The organism is Actinomycetospora sp. CA-084318, from assembly GCF_050955885.1.
Lineage (GTDB): Bacteria > Actinomycetota > Actinomycetes > Mycobacteriales > Pseudonocardiaceae > Actinomycetospora.
Map to the genome: position 1 here is coordinate 660,638 of NZ_CP192098.1, position 16,374 is coordinate 677,011.

The following is a 16,374-nucleotide window of genomic DNA, read 5'->3' on the forward strand; positions in this document are numbered from 1 at the left end:
CCGGGCCGGTCAGCGCATGAGCTCCACGAGATCGCCCGGGAGCTGCTCGAGCGTGCGGTCGACGTCGGACTCGGGCAGCCACTCGCGCAGCAGCCGCAGGACCTGCTCGACCTGACGACCGACCTCGTCGGCGTCGACCGAGTGCACCGCGCCGCTGACGGCGTCGACGAACTCGGCGCGCCCGATCGACCGCGCCTGGTCGTCGGACGGCCGCTGCGCGCGCAGCTCCGCCGAGAGCTCCGGGGGCAGGCTGACGGTGAGGTCCTGGGCGAGTCCCGCGCTCACGGCCTTGCCGAACTCGTTCAGCGTCGCGCGGGTGAGCACCTCGGCCTCGCTCTGGGTGTCGAGCCCGAGCCGGCGCTGCACCTGGCCGGTGAACGCGGAGAGGGTGGCGCTCGAGCGCGCCGGGTTCGGGTCGTTCGGGTTCGGGTCGTCCTGCAGGGGCGGGGTGGTCATGGGATCGACTCCCCGATCCGCGGCCGGTCAGAAACCCTCCTCCGCCGCCCGGTCGACACCGGCCGACCAGCGGGCCCGGCGCTCGGTGGCCGACTGCTCCCACCAGGGATCGCCCCGCTCCCCGAGCGCGGTCTTCGCGGCGTGGACGCGGTCGCGGGCGGCCCGTTCGGCGGTGGGGTCGGCGGCCTTCTTGGCGCGGCCGACGTCGCGGCGGGCCGCCATCAGCCAGCGGCGCAGCCGGGCCGCGTCCGCCTCCGGGATCTCCGGGTCGGTGGCCCGCCAGCGGCGGCCGTCGATGACGACGTGGTGGCCGTCGGCCGTCCGCTCCGGCGGTGGCCCGCTCACGACGGTGCGCCCACCAGTCGCACCACCGCGTCGACCACGCGCTGCGGGGCGACGTCGAGGCACTCCTGGTCGAACGGGCACACGAGCTGCCGGCACGGCGAGCAGCTCACCGGGCGGGTCAGGACCTCGGCCGGCACCGTGCGCGGCGCGTACTGCCCGACCTCCTCCGTGCCCGCGAACAGCTCCACCACCGGCGTCCCGACGGCGTCGGCCAGGTGCGCGCCCCCGGAGTTGTTCACGACGACCGCGTCGGCGCCCGCCACCAGCGCGGCCAGCCCCGGCAGGTCGAGCTCGCCGGTCATCCGGACGACGCCCGGCACGCCCGCTGCGGCGCGGTCGACGAGGTCGGCCTCCTTCGCCGTCCCGGTGACCACCACGGTCCAGCCGCGGGCGGCGAGCCCGCGACCCGTCGTCGCGAACCGTTCGGGCGACCAGCGCCGCGACGGGCAGCTCGCCCCGGGGGCGACGACGACGTAGCGGCCGGCGGGGCGGGGGCCGGGCGCGGGGACGGTGACGGCGAGGTCGGCGCCGCGCGACGGCACCCCCACGGCCGCCAGCACGGCGAGCGCCCGGTCGACCTGGTGGCCCCCGTCGGGCGGGGCCGGGACCCAGTGGGTGAGCCCGTCGCCGCCGAACTCCTTGCTGGTGCCCACCCGCACGCCGATCCCGGCGCGGCGGCAGAGTGCCGCGGCCGGCCAGGGCGACTGCGAGAACGAGGTGAGGACGACGGCCGCGTCGTAGTCGCGGGCGGCGAGCGCGGCGACCAGCTCGGCGTCGGGATCGGGGTCCTCCCCGACCGCGACCGCGGGGAGACGCTGCCAGGACACCGAGGCGACGACGACGTCATCGAGCTCGGGGATCAGGGGCGCGGCCGCGGCGCCCGCCGGCGAGGCGAGCAGGTCGAGCCGGGCCTGCGGGGCCGCGGCACGCAACGCCCGCAGGGCTGGCACGGTCATGATCACGTCGCCCACGTTGTCCGGCCGCACCACGAGGATGCGCGCCATCGCCGTCCAGTCCGGGTCGTCGACCCCGGGACGGTGGGCCGCCGGGTGGGCGGGCAGGGGGAGAAGCGCCGTCACGGGGTGCAGGTACCCGTCCGGCCGCCGGTCACGCGGCGAGGGCCCCGGTCGGAATCGCCCGTTCGAGAGGCAACGGTTCGATCACAGCCGTAGCGCACTAGTCCGAATGGACCACATAGTCACTCTCGCTACGTCACCGACCGACTGCGGGGAGTCATTACCGGTCGGGCGACGTGGGGCGTGTCCACGCGGGGACGCGCCGCGACCCCTGCGGTATCCGGTTTCGAGAACCCTGGAGCACGCCATGTCGTCGGCCGCGGGAACCTGACGATCGGCTGACGCCTCGCCCGGTCGCCGCGGGGTGCGCGACACCCCGCGGCGACACCTTTTCGGACATCGCCCGAACGTGGCCGCAGATCGCGTAGCGCACTGCTCCGTCCGGACGACACACCTGATGCCGCTGCGTCACCGGTCGACCACGATCCGTGCTCGACCGCCGCGAGGCGTGTCCGTGCGGAGACATGCCCGGCCCCCGCTGTTCCGAGGTACCACCGAGCACCCCTGGAGTCCTGCATGTCGTCGACGACCCGTCTCTCCGCCGCCACGGCCGCCGCCGCGATGGCCCTGTTCTTCCTGCCCGGCAGCGCCAGCGCCGCACCGACGCAGGCCCTCCCCAGCCAGTGCGCGCAGTCCGGCGCCGGTGTCACCTGCACCTACCTCGCCGCGGGTGGCCAGCAGACCCTGGCCGTCCCGGCGAACGCCACGAACGTCCGGGTCACCGTGCGCGGCGGCGCCGGCGGTGCGGGTGGCGACGGCGGGGGCGGCGCGTCCGGGTCCGCGGGCGGCAACGGCGCGGTCGTCTCCGGTGCGCTCCCGACGGCCGCCGGCACCACCCTCACCATCCGGCCCGGCGGGCGCGGCGCGGACGGCACCGACGGCACGGCCGCGGCCGGGACCGGCGGCGCGAGCGCGGGCACGGGCGGCGGCGGCGGTGCGGGCGGCATCGGCGGCGGGGCCGTCGGCGGCGGCGGCGGGGGTGGTGCCGGCGGTGCCTCCTCGGTCGTCCTGCAGGCCGGCTCGTCGGTCGCCGTCGCGGCCGGTGGCGGTGGCGGTGGCGGCGGCGCGGGTGGCAGCAACACCGCGCGGATCGGCGGCGTCGGTGGCGCGGCCACCCAGGACGGCGGCGCCGGCGTCGGGGCGAACAGCGCGCCCGGCGGTGCCGCCGGGGCGAGCGCCACGCAGACCGGCGCCACGGCCGCCGCGGCGACCGGCGAGCGGGCCGGCGGGGCGGGCGGCGGCGGTGGTGGGCTGCGCGGCGGCGACGCCGGCGCGACGGCCGCCAACACCGGCGGTGGCGGCGGCGGGGGCGGGACGAACCGCGTCCCGACCGGCGGCACGACCACCACGACCAACAGCGGCGCCGGCTCCGTGGTCGTCACCTACCAGGGCCCGGTCGTGAAGCCGGCCTCGGTGCGCGGCGACGTCCAGTACGGCGCCCAGGGCCGCGCGTCGATCTCGGTGTCCGGCTCCGCGAACTCCGGCTCCGGCACCTGCTCGTTCCGCGACGGCGACGTCCGGATCGTGTGCCGCAGCATCACCTCGTCGACCAGCGACGGCGCGGGGACCGCGACCGTCACCGGCACGGCCCTGACCCAGTCCGGGGCGGTCGTCGGATTCACCCTGGTCGTCAAGGACGGCGCCCGGACCGGGACGCCCGACTCGCTGTCGCTGACGCTCGGCACGGCCGCGAACCCGGTCACCAGCGGCGTCGTCACCCGCGGGGACCTCGCGGTGAGCTGACCGCCGCTCGACCCACGGACTCCGCCGTCCGTCACCCCCGAGGGGTGACGGCGGCGGAGTCCGTACTGCACGGGCCCCGTTGTGGGTACCGGACCCCGTGCCCCGACCCACCGTCGCGATGCTCCACGGCCGCGCCGATCCCGCCCACGACGGCGTCGCCGACTACACCGCCCGCCTCGTCGCCGCGCTGCGCGCGGACGGCACCGAGGTCCGCGACGTGCCGGTCGATCCCGGACCCCGTGGCCTGCCGGCCGCGGTCCGCGCCACCCGCGGCGCCGACGTGGTGCACCTGCAGTTCGCACCGTCGGCCTACCGGTTCTCCAGCTGGCCGGGCCTGCTCGGCGACCTCGTCGGCGCACCGCTGGTCACCACCGTCCACGAGTACGGCTGGTGGTCGCCCCGTCCGTGGCGCCTGCCCGCCCGCCTCGGGCTGGCCGACCCGGAGAGCGGTCGGCTCGTGCCGCGCAGCGCCCGCGTGATCACCACCAACGGTGCCCACGAGGCGGTGCTGCGGTCCCGCTTCCCGACGGCGGACGTGGTCCGGCTACCCATCCCGCCGAACGTCGTGGTGGGTCCCCCGGCCGACGTGGCCGCGACCCGCCGCGCGCTCGGGATCGCCGAGGACGCGACGGCGGTCGTGTTCTTCGGCTTCGTGCACCCGGTGAAGGGGCTGCGCTACCTCGTCGACGCGGTCGCCCGGCTGGCGGCGGAGCACCCGTCGCTGCACCTGCTGGTCGTCGGCGGCTTCACCTCCCTGGCCCTGCCCGACGACGAGGCGGCCGCGTTCCGGGCGGAGCTCACCAAGCACGTCGCGGACGCGGGCGCGACCGATCGCGTCACGATCACCGGGCACCTCCCGGCCGACGAGGTCTCCGCCGCCCTGCAGGCCGCCGACCTCGCCGCCTTCCCGTTCACGGCCGGGGCGACCACGAAGAGCGGCGCCCTGCTCGCCGCCCTCGACCACGGGCTCCCGACGATCGTCACCCGGCTCGGGGACGACACCGAACTCGTCGACGGCCGGACCGTCGTCGTCGCGCCCGCCGTCCGCGACGTCGACGTGCTCGTCACCGCGCTGCGGCGGCTCCTCGACGACGCCGTCCTGCGCGCGGAGGTCGCCGCCGGCGGCCGGGCCCTCCTCGAGGGTCGCGACTGGGAGACCCTGTCCGCCCGCCACCGCGCGCTGTACGCGGAGCTCGCATGAGGACGCTCGTCGTCGACCTCCTCGGCGGTCTCGGCGACCTGATCATGGTGCTGCCCGCGATCCACGCCCTCGCCGACGCCGACCCCGGCGGGGAGCTCGTCGTGCTGACCCACGAGCCCGGAGCCGCCCTGCTCGCCCGCGACCCCGCCGTCACGGGGGTGCGGACCGCCGAGAAGCAGGCGGAGCGATCCGCCGTCGGGGCGGCGCTCGCGGAGCTGACGCCGGACCTCGTGGTGACCACCACCCGGTTCGACGGGATCGGCGACCTCGTCGACGAGGACGCGGCGGCACGCGGGACGCGGGCGGTGACGAACCTGTGGCGCTCGCCGCCGGCCGACGAGCTGGTGGGGGAGCGCTACCAGCGCATCCTCGCCACGGAGGGCCTGATCAGCGGGCCGCCGCGACCGCCGCGGATCGTGCTCGGCGACGACGAGCACGTCCCCGACCCCGCACCCGGCACGGTGGTGCTCGTGCCCGACGCCGGCATGGCGGTGAAGCGCTGGCCCTGGTGGCGCGACCTCGTGGCGGCGCTGGGCGACCGGCCCGTCGTCGCGGTGACCCCGGTCGCGGGGGTCCCGGCCTGGGAGCCGACCGACCTGCGCGGCCTCGCGGCGCGGTTCGCCGCGGTCGGGCGGGCGGGCGGCGTCGTCGTGGGGGGCGACACGGGACCGGTCCGCCTGGCGGCCGCGGCCGGCGCGGACACGGTGGCCCTGTTCGGCCCGACGCTCGCGAGCCGCTACGGCCTCGAGGAGGGCCGCAACCTGCAGGGACACCCGGACTGCCCGGTCCGCCGGCCCACCGCGATCACCGAGCAGGAGTGCTGGTGGTCGGCCGCCTGCCCGTTCTCGACGACGGGTCCGGCCTGTCTCGAGGCGCTGCCGGCGGCGGACGTCGCGGCCGTCATCGGGTAACCAGGAGGCATGCGCTATCTGGAGCTGCCGACCGCCAAGCGCTGGTCGGCCATCGGGCTCGGCACGTGGCAGTTCGGGTCGAACGAGTGGGGCTACGGCGGCGACTACACCTCCGGGCCCGACTCGGAGGCGGCCCGGATCGTCCGGCGGGCCCTGGAGCTGGGCATCACGGTCTTCGACACCGCCGAGGTCTACGGCTTCGGCCGCAGCGAGCGCATCCTCGGCGACGCCCTGGACCGCGCGGACGCCGACCCGGCCACCACCGTCGTCGCCTCGAAGGTGTTCCCGGTGTTCCCCGTGGGGCCGGTCGTGGAGCAGCGCGGCGTCGCGAGCTCCGGCCGGGTCCGCCGCCCGCTCGACCTCTACCAGGTGCACCAGCCCAACCCGCTGATCGGTGACCGCCGCACCATGCCGGGCATGCGCACGCTGCAGGCCGCGGGCGTGGTCGACGAGGTCGGGGTGTCGAACTACTCCCTCGATCGCTGGCTGGACGCCGAGAGCGCGCTCGGCTCCCGGGTGATCTCCAACCAGGTGTCCTACAGCCTCGTGTCCCGCGACCCGGAGCGCGAGCTGCTGCCCTACGCCGCGGAGGCCGGCCGCGCCGTCATCGCCTACAGCCCGCTCGCGCAGGGGCTGCTCTCCGGGAAGTTCGACGTCGACCACCGGCCGGCCAACCGCGTGCGGCAGATCAACCCGCTGTTCCTGCCCGAGTCGCTGCGCCGGGCGCAGCCCCTGATCGACGTGCTCCGCGAGGTCGCCGCGGCCCACGACGCGACGCCGTCGCAGGCCGCGCTCGCGTGGACCATCCACCGCCCCGAGGTCGTCGCCATCCCCGGCGCGTCGAGCGTGGCGCAGCTGGAGAGCAACTGCGCGGCCGCGGAGATCGTGCTCTCGCCCGACGAGTGGACCGCGCTGAACGAGGCCTCCGACCGGTTCCGGCCGGTGCGCGGGGTGTCGGCGGCGGTCGGGATCGTGCGGGGCGTCGCGGGGGTCTGAACCGTCACGGCCCGACGGCCACCAGCATCGTGCGGTTCCGTGCCCCGGTCTTGCGCAGCAGCGAGCCGACGTGCTTCTCCACGGTCTTGGCCGAGATGCGCAGGGCCGTGGCGATCTGCCGGTCGGTCATCCCGCGGGCGACGAGGGCGCAGACCTCGTGCTCGCGCGCGGTGATGCCCCGGACCCGCGGGGCGGCGGCGAGGCGGCCGAGCTGGTCGGGGCGGAAGGTCGACTCGCCCCGGCCCGCGGCCGTGACGACCTCGACGAGCCGCTCGCCGTCGTCCGGGCCCACACAGCCCCGGGCGCCCGCGCTGACGGCGGTGCGCAGCGCGTGGTCGGCGCAGGCGTCGGCGAGCAGCACGACGGCGGGGGCGGTCGGCAGCGCGGCGAGCCGCTCGAGGGCGCCGGGGAGGTCGGCGGGCAGCAGGTCGGGCTCGACGACGAGGACGTCGGGGCCGAGCAGGCGACAGGCCGCGGCGAGGTCGTGACCGGCCCCGAGGTCCACCTCGGACACCATGCCGAGCTCGGGGGCCCCGAGCTGGAGCTGACGCACCACGCCGGCCCGGATCACCGGGCGGCCCGCCGCCACCAGCACCGACGGCCGCGGTCGGCCGGGCGTCGGCGCCTCGGGCCCGCACGGGACGGTCAGGCGCAGGAGCGTCCCGCCGCCGGTCCCGGAGCCGATCTCCAGGTCGCCGTCGAGGCGCCGGGCCCGCGCGCTCATCGCGACGAGCCCGCGGTGCGCGCCCGACGCGGCCTCGGCGAGCCCGCCGTGTCGGGTGGCGTCGAAGCCCGTCCCGTCGTCCTCCACGAGCACGGTCACCGTGCCCGGGCCGTGCAGCACCCCGACCTGCACCCGCCCGGCCGCGGCGTGGGCCACCACGTTGACCAGCGCCTCCTGGACGACGCGGAAGATCTCCTCGGCGCGCGCGTCGTCGAGCGTCCCGCTCCCGACGGTGACCAGGTCGGTGCGCGGCACCCCTGCCCGCTCCACCCACGCGAGCTCCTGACGGACCGCCTCGAGCAGGGGCCGCCCGGCGAGCGACCCGTGGTCGACCAGGGCGAGCGCGGCGTAGTCGGCGAACAGCTCGGCGAGGCCGCGGTCGGTCGCCGAGAGCCGCGCCCCCGCGACCGCGCACACCCCGATGACGCGTGGACCGCGACGGACCGGCACGCCGAGCACGGGGGTGCCGGACCCCGTGCTGGTGACGGGCGCGCGGTCGCGCACCACGGCGGCGACGAGGTCCTCCGGCGGTGCGGCGGCACCGTCCCCGACGTCGACGCTCCAGGCGCCCGCCGCCTCGTCGACCCGGACCACCCACGCCGAGCGCGCGCCCGTCAGGGTGCGCAGCTGCGTGACCACCCGTCCGAGCAGCGACCCGGACCCGTCGTCGGGACCGCCCGATCCGATCGCGCGCGACCCGACGCCCGGGTCGAGGAGATCGAGCTGTCGTGCCGGCGCCGTCACCGTCATGCGTCCTCCTCGGACCCCGACCCCCGAGATCGGGATGCATACAAGATGCATCAATGCGGGCGAGAGTAGGGTCACACCGGCCCGTGGGCAAGGTGTCCGGGCGTGGCGGACGGGAGCCGGTGGCGGTGGACGTGACGCGTGCGGGGCACTCGGCCAAGGAGCGGGCCTATCGGCACACGAAGGCGGCCATCCTCGACGGCAGCCTGCCCGGGGGCGACCTGATCAGCGAGGGCCAGGTCGCCGAGGTCCTCGCGATGAGCCGCACGCCCGTGCGTGAGGCCTTCCTGCGGCTCGAGGCGGAGGGGCTGCTGCGGCTGTTCCCGAAGCGGGGCGCGCTGGTCGTCCCGGTCTCGCCGGCCGAGGTGGAGGCGGTGCTCGAGGCCCGCGAGCTCGTCGAGGGGCACGCCGTGGCGAAGCTGTGCGCGGCCGGGGAGGCCGAGCGCGCGGCGGTCGTCGCCCGGCTGCGCGACGTGCTCGCCGAGCAGCGGGACGCGTTCGCCGCCGGGAACGAGCAGGCCTTCGCCGAGGGCGACCGCAGCTTCCACACCGTGCTCGTGGAGAGCGCGGGCAACCCGATCCTCTCCGAGCTCTACGCCTCCCTGCGCGACCGGCAGCTGCGGATGAACCTCGGCTCCCTGCTCGGGCACGGCCCGGGCCGCGCCGAGGAGATCCTCGGCCAGCACGAGGCGATCCTCGCCGCGCTCGGCCCCGACCGGACGACCGAGGCCCACGGGCGGCTCGCCGAACACCTCGAGGCCACCCGCACGGCCGTCCTCGGGCGCTGACCCGCCGTCAGGACCACCCCGCCGCTCCTCCGACCGGGCTGGGGGAGATCCCCCATGACCCGGGGGTGGGGACACTCCCCGTGGCCGGGTGAGCGGCTGCACTCCTAGCGTCGTGGCGTCGGGCACACCGCCCGCCCCGCCCCGTGACCGGCCGAGCCTCCGGGGCGCCGACGTCCACCCCGTGGAGGTACACCCATGCCGGGCCTGACCCTGGCCGACGCCCGCGCCGCCCTGGACGCCGGACTCGCCGAGGCCGACGCGATCGGCCAGCCGATGAACGTCGCCGTGGTCGACGACGGCGGGCACCTGCTCGCGTTCGCCCGTCAGGACGGGGCGATCCGCGCGAGCATCGACATCGCCCAGCGCAAGGCGCGGACCTCGATCCTCATGGAGGCGCCGACCGCGGCGCTCATGCCGCTCGTCCAGCCCGGCGCCGAGCTCTACGGGCTCGAGCAGACCGCCGGCGGGATGGTCATCTTCGGCGGCGGCGTGCCGGTGTACCGGGACGGCGTGCTCGTCGGCGCCGTCGGGGTGAGCGCCGGGTCGGTGGAGCAGGACGTGCGGGTGGCCGAGGCCGCCGTCGCCGCGATCAGCAGCGCGGTCCCGGCGTGACCCCCGCGCTGCGCCGTGAGCTCGTCGGCGAGTTCGCCGGCACCTTCATCCTGCTGATCTTCGGCACCGCCTCGGTGGCGCAGATGGTCGTCTCGAAGGGCGACGCCGGCGACTGGGCCACCCTGACGTGGGGCTGGGTCGCGGGCCTGATCATGGGCATCTACGTGGCCGGGCGGCTCGGAGCGGGGCACCTGAACCCGGCCGTGTCGGTCGCCATGGCGGCGTACCGGAAGTTCCCCTGGCGCCACGTGCTGCCCTACACCGCGGCCCAGACCCTCGGCGCGTTCCTGGCCGCGCTCGTGACGCGTGGCGTGTACGCCTCCGGCATCGCCGCGGTCGACCCGGGACACACCTCGGCGTCCCAGACGATCTTCTCCACGCTGCCCAACCACGGCGTCACCACGGCGTTCTTCGACCAGGTCGTCGGCACCGCGCTGCTGGTGTTCGTGCTGTTCGCGCTGCTCGCGACCCTGCAGGGTGCCGCGGGCCAGCTGCTGCCGCTCATGGTCGGCCTGCTGCTGCTCGGCATCGGGTTCGCGTGGGGCACCAACGCGGGCTACGCGATCAACCCGGCCCGTGACTTCGGCCCGCGCCTGGCGTCCTGGATCACCGGCTACGACACGGCCTGGGTGACGCCGGACGGCACGCCCTACTGGTGGCTCCCGATCGTCGCCCCGGTGATCGGCGCCCTGCTCGGTGGCGGGCTCTACGTCCTGCTCGTCGAGCGCCTCGAGGTGCCCGCCGCGACCGACACCCCCGCGCCCGCCCCCACCCCCGAGGCGGCCGAGGCCCACGCCAATCGCGACCCGCGCCACCCCGGCGACGTGGTCGTCCCCGACCCGACCGGCACCCGGACGGAGGCCACCCGATGACCAGTGACGTCACCGATCTGACGCCCGCCGACTACCCGCTCTCGATCAACCGCCCCGACCTGCTGCGCACGCCCACCGGCAAGGCGCTCACGGACATCACCATGGCCGCCGTCGTCTCCGGGGAGGTGACGAACGAGGACCTGCGCGTGACGCCGGAGACGCTGGTCCTGCAGGGCCGGATCGCCGAGTCGATGGGCCGCCGCCAGCTCGGCGAGAACTGCCGGCGGGCGGCGGAGATGACCGCCATCCCGGACGCCGAGGTGCTCGCGATGTACAACGCGCTGCGCCCGCGCGCCTCCACCGCCGCGCAGATGGAGGAGATCGCCGCCCGGCTGGAGGGCACCTACTCCGCCACCACGTGCGCCGCGCTCGTCCGCGAGGCCGCCGAGGTGTACGCGGCCCGGAACCTGCTCGCCGACGACTCCGAGGAGTCCTGATGACCGCCGTGGAACCGCGCTCGCAGACCGCCGAGGTCCGCGCCTCGAAGCGCACCGAGGTCCTCGAGGACCGTCCCGTCAACCTCGACGGCTTCGTCGAGGAGTGGCCCGAGAAGGGCCTCGTCGCGATGGAGTCCGACTTCGACCCGCAGCCGAGCGTGCGCGTCGAGAACGGCCGGATCGTCGAGCTCGACGGCCGGACCCGTGAGCAGTTCGACTTCATGGACACCTTCATCGCCGACCACGCGATCGACGTCGACACGTGCGAGGCCGCGATGGCCACGCCGTCGGTGGAGATCGCGCGGATGCTCGTCGACCCGCGGGCGAGCCGCGCGGACGTCGTCGCGCTCGGCCGCGGGCTCACGCCGGCGAAGATCCTCGACGTCGTCAAGCTGATGAACGTCGTCGAGATCATGATGGGCATCCAGAAGACCCGGTCGCGGCGCACCCCCGCGAACCAGGCGCACTCGACGAGTGCGAAGGACAACCCGATCCAGGTCGCCGCGGACGCGGCGGAGGGCGCGGTCCGCGGGTTCGCCGAGCTCGAGACCACCCTCGGCGTCGTGCGCTACGCGCCGCTGGTGGCGATCGGCCTGCAGGTCGGCGGGCAGGTCGGGCGCGGCGGCGTGCTCACCCAGTGCGCGCTGGAGGAGGCCACCGAGCTCGACCTCGGGATGCGCGGCATCACCGCCTACGCCGAGACGATCTCGATCTACGGCACCGAGTCGGTGTTCGTCGACGGCGACGACACCCCCTGGTCGAAGGCGTTCCTCGCCTCGGCCTACGCCAGCCGCGGCATCAAGATGCGCTTCACCTCGGGCACCGGCTCCGAGGTGCAGATGGGCAACGCCGAGGGCCGCTCCATGCTGTACCTGGAGATCCGCTGCATCCTCATGGCCAAGGGCGCCGGGGTGCAGGGCCTGCAGAACGGCTCGATCTCCTGCATCGGCGTGCCCGGCGCGGTCCCGGGCGGCATCCGCGCGGTGGCGGCGGAGAACCTCGTCGCGAGCTGGATGGACCTGGAGTGCGCCTCCGGGAACGACCAGTCGTTCTCGCACTCGGCGATGCGGCGCACCAGCCGGCTGCTCCCGCAGATGCTGCCCGGCACGGACTTCGTGTGCTCGGGCTACTCGGCCGTGCCGAACAAGGACAACATGTTCGCGGGGTCGAACCTCGACACCGAGGACTACGACGACTGGAACACCATCCAGCGCGACATGCAGGTCGACGGCGGGCTGCGCCACGTCCGCGAGGACGTGATCCTCCAGGTCCGCAACAAGGCCGCGCGGGCGCTGCAGGCGGTGTTCGCCGAGCTCGACCTCCCCGCGATCACCGACGAGGAGGTGGAGGCGGCGACCTACGCTGACTCCAGCGACGACTACCCCGACCGCGACGTGCTCGCCGACCTCGAGGGTGCCCGCAGCGTGATGGAGCGCGGCGTCACCGGGCTCGACCTCGTCAAGGCCCTGGAGCGCAGCGGGTTCGGCGACGTCGCCGAGAACTACCTGCAGGTGCTGCGTCAGCGGGTGTCCGGCGACCTGCTGCAGACCGCCGCCATCTTCACCGGCGACTTCGTGCCGCTCGCCGCGATCAACGACGCCAACGACTACGCCGGGCCCGGCACCGGCTACCGCCTGACCGGCGAGCGGTGGGAGCAGCTCAAGAAGCTGCGCCACGTCACCTCCGCCGAGAACCCCGAGGAGGAGGTCGTATGACGACCGCGACCGGCACCCGCACCCTGACGCTGCGCGAGACCGGGCCGGCCGAGCGCGGCACCCGGCCCGAGGAGGTCGTCATCGCGCTGTCCCCGGCCTTCGGGGACCCGTTCACGAAGACGATCGTCGACGTCCCGCACGCCGAGGTGATCCGTCAGCTGCTCGCCGGCATCGAGGAGCAGGGCGGCGTGGCGCGGCTGATCAAGGTCTACCGGACGGCCGACCTGGCGGCGATCGCGCACTTCGGGGCGAAGCTCTCCGGGTCCGGGATCGCCGTGGGCATCCTCGCCCGGGGCACCACGGTGATCCACCAGCGCGACCTCGCCCGGCTGTCCAACCTCGAGCTGTTCCCGCAGGCGCCGCTGCTCGACGCCGAGGTGTTCCGGATGATCGGCGCCAACGCCGCGCAGTACGCGCAGAGCCGCTCGCCCCGCCCGGTGCCGACGCGCAACGACCAGATGGCCCGCCCCCGCTGGCAGGCCAAGGCCGCGCTGCTGCACCTCAAGGAGTTCGAGTGCATCGACCACGCGCGGGCGGCGGTGGAGGTCGAGCCGGTCATCACGCGGGTCGACTAGTGGCGGTGTCCCTGGTGGTGGGGGTCGACGTCGGCAACTCCACCACCGAGGCCTGTGCTGCGAACGTCGTTCCCGACGACGGGCCCACGCGGCTCGCGGCGTCGCTCACCCCGACGACGGGCGTGAAGGGCACCCCGGCCAACGCGGCCGGGGTGGTCACCGCCGTCCGGAAGGCCCTGGAGGCCGCCGGGCGGCCGGGGGCGGTGGTGGACACGGTGCTGCTCAACGAGGCCACGCCGGTGATCAGCGGCCTGGCCATGGAGACCATCTCCGAGACGATCATCACCGAGTCCACGATGATCGGGCACAACCCCGAGACGCCGGGAGGTGAGGGCCTCGGGGTCGGCACCACGGTGGCCCTGGACGAGCTGGGGGGACAGGACGGACCCGTCGTCGTGGTGGTGGGCGCCGGCGCGGACTTCGACGACGTGGCGCACGCGCTGAACCGGGCCGTCGAGCAGGGCGTCGACGTGGTGGCCGCGGTGCTCCACGGCGACGACGCCGTGCTGGTGGCGAACCGGCTCGACCGGCGGGTCCCGGTCGTCGACGAGGTGGCCGCCGTGGACCGGGTGCCGCTCGGGATGCTCGCGGCGGTCGAGGTGGCGCCACCGGGCCGGACGATCCGCACCCTCGCGGACTCCTACGGCCTGGCGTCGACGTTCGACCTCGACGCCGAGCAGACCCGCCAGGTCTCGCCGGTGGCGCGGGCGCTCGCGGGGACGCGCTCGGCCGTCGTCGTGCGGACCCCCGAGGGCGACGTGACCGACCGGCGCATCCCGGTCGGCACGCTCACCGTCACCGGCGCGACCCGCTCGATCGACGTCGGGGTCGACGAGGGCGCCGACGCGATCATGGCCGCGATCGGCCGGGTGGCACCGCTGCAGGACGTGGCCGGGGAACCCGGCACGCACGTCGGCGGGATGCTCGCCGCGGTGCGCGACACGATGGTCGACGTGACCGGGCAGCCGGCCGCGGAGATCCGCATCCGGGACGTCCTCGCCGTCGACACGATGGTGCCGGTGACGGTGCAGGGCGGGCTCGCGGGCGAGGTGTCGCGGGAGAACGCGGTGGCGCTCGCGGCGATGGTGCGCACCTCGCGCAGCCGGATGCAGGCGGTGGCCGACGAGGTCGCCGGCGCGCTGGGCTGCGCGGTGCGGATCGGCGGCGTGGAGGGCGAGGTCGCGGTGCGCGGCGCGCTCACCACGCCCGGCGCGGCCGTGCCGATCGCCGTCGTCGACATGGGCGGCGGCTCGACCGACGCGGCGCTGCTCGACCGGGACGGCCGCACCGAGGCGGTGCACGTCGCCGGCGCGGGGGAGCTGGTGACGAAGCTGATCGACTCCGAGCTGGGCCTCGACGACCGGGAGGCCGCGGAGTCGGTGAAGCGGCACCCGCTGGCGAAGGTGGAGAGCTTCTTCCACGTCCGCCACGAGGACGGCACCGTGCAGTTCTTCGACGAGGCGCTGCCGCCGTACGTCTTCGGGCGGGTGGTGACGGTGACCCCGGAGGGTCTCGTCCCGGTGCCGGTGCGCCGGCCCGTGGAGGCGGTGCGGGTGGTGCGCCGGGAGGCCAAGCGCCGGGTGTTCGTGGTCAACGCGCTGCGGGCGCTGGCCCAGGTCGCGCCGCAGGGCTCGTTGCGGCTGCTGGGCTCGGTGGTGCTGCTGGGCGGGTCGGCGCTGGACTTCGAGATCCCGGCGATGGTGGCCGACGCGCTGGCCCCGCACGGCGTGGTGTGCGGGATCGGCAACGTCCACGGCACCGAGGGCCCGCGCAACGCGGTCGCGGCCGGCCTGGTCGACGCGCACGCGGCCGCGCTGGTGACGCCGTGAGCGACGCGGACGAGGGGCCGCCGACCGTCCTCGTCGCCGCGCACCCGCAGGCCCCGCCCGGCGTGCTGCGGGAGGTGCGGGCCGGGGCCGAGGAGCAGGGCGTGCCGACGGCGGTCCTGCGCGACGCCGGGTCGTCCCCGGACGCCGCCGCGCGGCGCAGCGCGGCGGATTCGCGGCTGCAGGTCGGCGTCGGGGTCGGCTCCGACGGGACGGTCGTGGTGCGGCACGCCCTGGTGCCGGACGCGGTGCTCGTGCTGCCGTCCGACGTCCCGGCGGGCGAGCGGCGGCAGGCCGGCGCCGACGCGGCGCGGATCGTCGCGGGGGGTGCGCTGCGCGCCGGTGGGCAGAGGGGGCTATGACCCCACGGCCTGCTCACGGGCCGGAGGCACACCCTCCAGCGCCGGCTCGACCAGCGCCCGCAACGTGTCGCAGCCGGTCTCCACACCGCGGCGCAGCCGGTCCGGGTCGGTCTCCAGCGGGTTGATGGTGTCGGCGCCCTCGGGCGGACGGACCTCGAGCAGGTGCGGCGGGTCGGTGCCCTCGTCGAGACTGGCCGCGGCGAGCCGCTCGTCGTCGGCCCGGCGGGTCTCCAGGCGGTTGCCCAGGACGTGCACGAGGCCGGGCACGTTGACCTGACCGAGCCGCGTCACCAGCGCCTTCTCCAGCCGCGTCGCGTCGATCGCCTCCTGGTCGGCGCGCCGCGTGCGGAGCATCAGGACGTGCGTGGCGCCCTGGTCGAGGGCGGTGTGGAACGGCAGGGGCTCCGCGACCGCCGCGTCGACCAGCCGCCGGCCGTGGATCTCGATCGGCAGCCCGGCGAGCAGCGGGACGTTGGCCGAGGCCCGCAGCGCCAGCTTGAGCGAGGCTGGGTCGGAGATGGTGCCGTGCAGGTCGAGCGCGTCGCCGGTGTCGACGTCGGTGGCCACGGGGTGCAGCGGCACCTCGGCGTCGACGATGGCCTGCCAGTCGACGGGGACGATCTCCTCGCCGACGGTCTCGACGAGGTACTCGACGTCGACCACGGGGCGCCCCCGCAGGCCGCGCACCGGCCGGGTGACCCGCTCCATCAGCCCGGGCTCCCACCAGCCCGCGCAGCACCGCTCGGTCTGGCCGCCGACGAGCCAGCTGCCGGCCAGCGCGCCGGCCGAGGCGCCGTAGACCGCGTCGAAGCAGCGCGTCAGCCCGAGCCGCTCCAGGCCGAGGACCATGCCCGACGAGTACGTGGCCCGGCTCCCGCCGCCCTCGATCGCGAGGGCGACGCGGTGGCCGTCCGTCCGGTCGCCCGGACCCGATCCCTCGGCGAAGCGGGCGGCGAGGACCTCGAGGACAGCATGACGCCGGGGCACG

Annotated in this window: 17 protein-coding genes; 12 read left to right on the forward strand and 5 right to left on the reverse strand. The window is 75.8% G+C overall.

What is annotated here, in order from left to right:
- Positions 1 to 9: 9 nt before the first annotated feature.
- From ACQPYX_RS03260 to ACQPYX_RS03270, 3 genes are read right to left on the reverse strand one after another with little or no spacing between them, the layout of a single operon-like run.
- Positions 10 to 456, reverse strand: coding sequence for a DUF2267 domain-containing protein (locus ACQPYX_RS03260; RefSeq protein WP_433801474.1), 447 nt, complete (start codon positions 454 to 456; stop codon positions 10 to 12).
- A gap of 27 nt (positions 457 to 483) precedes the next feature.
- Entirely contained in the window at positions 484 to 801 is a 318-nt protein-coding gene (locus ACQPYX_RS03265; RefSeq protein WP_433801475.1) for a hypothetical protein, read from the reverse strand.
- Positions 798 to 1,880: a glycosyltransferase family 9 protein gene (locus ACQPYX_RS03270; RefSeq protein ID WP_433801477.1), complete on the reverse strand. Its 1,083-nt coding sequence runs from the start codon at positions 1,878 to 1,880 to the stop codon at positions 798 to 800. The genes ACQPYX_RS03265 and ACQPYX_RS03270 overlap by 4 nt, the downstream gene beginning before the upstream one ends.
- A gap of 513 nt (positions 1,881 to 2,393) precedes the next feature.
- Between ACQPYX_RS03270 and ACQPYX_RS03275 the strand changes: the two genes are divergently transcribed.
- From ACQPYX_RS03275 to ACQPYX_RS03290, 4 genes are all read left to right on the forward strand, one after another.
- Positions 2,394 to 3,620 (forward strand): hypothetical protein, encoded by a 1,227-nt coding sequence (locus tag ACQPYX_RS03275; protein ID WP_433801478.1) that lies wholly within the window; start codon positions 2,394 to 2,396, stop codon positions 3,618 to 3,620.
- Positions 3,621 to 3,717: 97 nt separating this feature from the next.
- Positions 3,718 to 4,821, forward strand: coding sequence for a glycosyltransferase family 4 protein (locus ACQPYX_RS03280; protein ID WP_433801480.1), 1,104 nt, complete (start codon positions 3,718 to 3,720; stop codon positions 4,819 to 4,821).
- Positions 4,818 to 5,732 (forward strand): glycosyltransferase family 9 protein, encoded by a 915-nt coding sequence (locus ACQPYX_RS03285; RefSeq protein WP_433801481.1) that lies wholly within the window; start codon positions 4,818 to 4,820, stop codon positions 5,730 to 5,732. Before ACQPYX_RS03280 ends, ACQPYX_RS03285 begins: the two co-directional genes overlap by 4 nt.
- A gap of 9 nt (positions 5,733 to 5,741) precedes the next feature.
- Positions 5,742 to 6,728 (forward strand): aldo/keto reductase, encoded by a 987-nt coding sequence (locus tag ACQPYX_RS03290; RefSeq protein ID WP_433801482.1) that lies wholly within the window; start codon positions 5,742 to 5,744, stop codon positions 6,726 to 6,728.
- 4 nt (positions 6,729 to 6,732) lie between these two features.
- On the opposite strand, the gene ACQPYX_RS03295 is transcribed toward ACQPYX_RS03290, so the two are convergent.
- Positions 6,733 to 8,202, reverse strand: coding sequence for a LuxR C-terminal-related transcriptional regulator (locus ACQPYX_RS03295; protein ID WP_433801483.1), 1,470 nt, complete (start codon positions 8,200 to 8,202; stop codon positions 6,733 to 6,735).
- A 125-nt stretch (positions 8,203 to 8,327) separates the two neighbouring features.
- On the opposite strand from ACQPYX_RS03295, the gene ACQPYX_RS03300 reads away from it, so the two are divergent.
- From ACQPYX_RS03300 to ACQPYX_RS03335, 8 genes are all read left to right on the forward strand, one after another.
- Positions 8,328 to 8,987: a GntR family transcriptional regulator gene (locus tag ACQPYX_RS03300; RefSeq protein ID WP_433801484.1), complete on the forward strand. Its 660-nt coding sequence runs from the start codon at positions 8,328 to 8,330 to the stop codon at positions 8,985 to 8,987.
- Positions 8,988 to 9,182: 195 nt separating this feature from the next.
- A complete protein-coding gene (locus tag ACQPYX_RS03305; RefSeq protein ID WP_433801485.1) occupies positions 9,183 to 9,599 on the forward strand; it encodes a GlcG/HbpS family heme-binding protein in 417 nt (138 codons plus the stop codon).
- Positions 9,596 to 10,471, forward strand: coding sequence for an MIP/aquaporin family protein (locus tag ACQPYX_RS03310; protein ID WP_433801486.1), 876 nt, complete (start codon positions 9,596 to 9,598; stop codon positions 10,469 to 10,471). The genes ACQPYX_RS03305 and ACQPYX_RS03310 overlap by 4 nt, the downstream gene beginning before the upstream one ends.
- Positions 10,468 to 10,908: a diol dehydratase small subunit gene (locus ACQPYX_RS03315; RefSeq protein WP_433801487.1), complete on the forward strand. Its 441-nt coding sequence runs from the start codon at positions 10,468 to 10,470 to the stop codon at positions 10,906 to 10,908. The genes ACQPYX_RS03310 and ACQPYX_RS03315 overlap by 4 nt, the downstream gene beginning before the upstream one ends.
- Positions 10,908 to 12,623 (forward strand): propanediol/glycerol family dehydratase large subunit, encoded by a 1,716-nt coding sequence (locus ACQPYX_RS03320; RefSeq protein ID WP_433801488.1) that lies wholly within the window; start codon positions 10,908 to 10,910, stop codon positions 12,621 to 12,623. The genes ACQPYX_RS03315 and ACQPYX_RS03320 overlap by 1 nt, the downstream gene beginning before the upstream one ends.
- Positions 12,620 to 13,198, forward strand: a complete 579-nt coding sequence (locus ACQPYX_RS03325; RefSeq protein WP_433801489.1) for a propanediol/glycerol family dehydratase medium subunit — start codon at positions 12,620 to 12,622, stop codon at positions 13,196 to 13,198. Before ACQPYX_RS03320 ends, ACQPYX_RS03325 begins: the two co-directional genes overlap by 4 nt.
- Entirely contained in the window at positions 13,198 to 15,027 is a 1,830-nt protein-coding gene (locus ACQPYX_RS03330; RefSeq protein ID WP_433801490.1) for a diol dehydratase reactivase subunit alpha, read from the forward strand. Before ACQPYX_RS03325 ends, ACQPYX_RS03330 begins: the two co-directional genes overlap by 1 nt.
- Positions 15,024 to 15,386, forward strand: coding sequence for a glycerol dehydratase reactivase beta/small subunit family protein (locus ACQPYX_RS03335; RefSeq protein ID WP_433801492.1), 363 nt, complete (start codon positions 15,024 to 15,026; stop codon positions 15,384 to 15,386). The genes ACQPYX_RS03330 and ACQPYX_RS03335 overlap by 4 nt, the downstream gene beginning before the upstream one ends.
- Here the strand turns inward: ACQPYX_RS03335 and ACQPYX_RS03340 are convergent.
- Entirely contained in the window at positions 15,381 to 16,373 is a 993-nt protein-coding gene (locus ACQPYX_RS03340) for a patatin-like phospholipase family protein (RefSeq protein ID WP_433801493.1), read from the reverse strand. The genes ACQPYX_RS03335 and ACQPYX_RS03340 overlap by 6 nt on opposite strands.
- Position 16,374 lies beyond the last annotated feature (1 nt).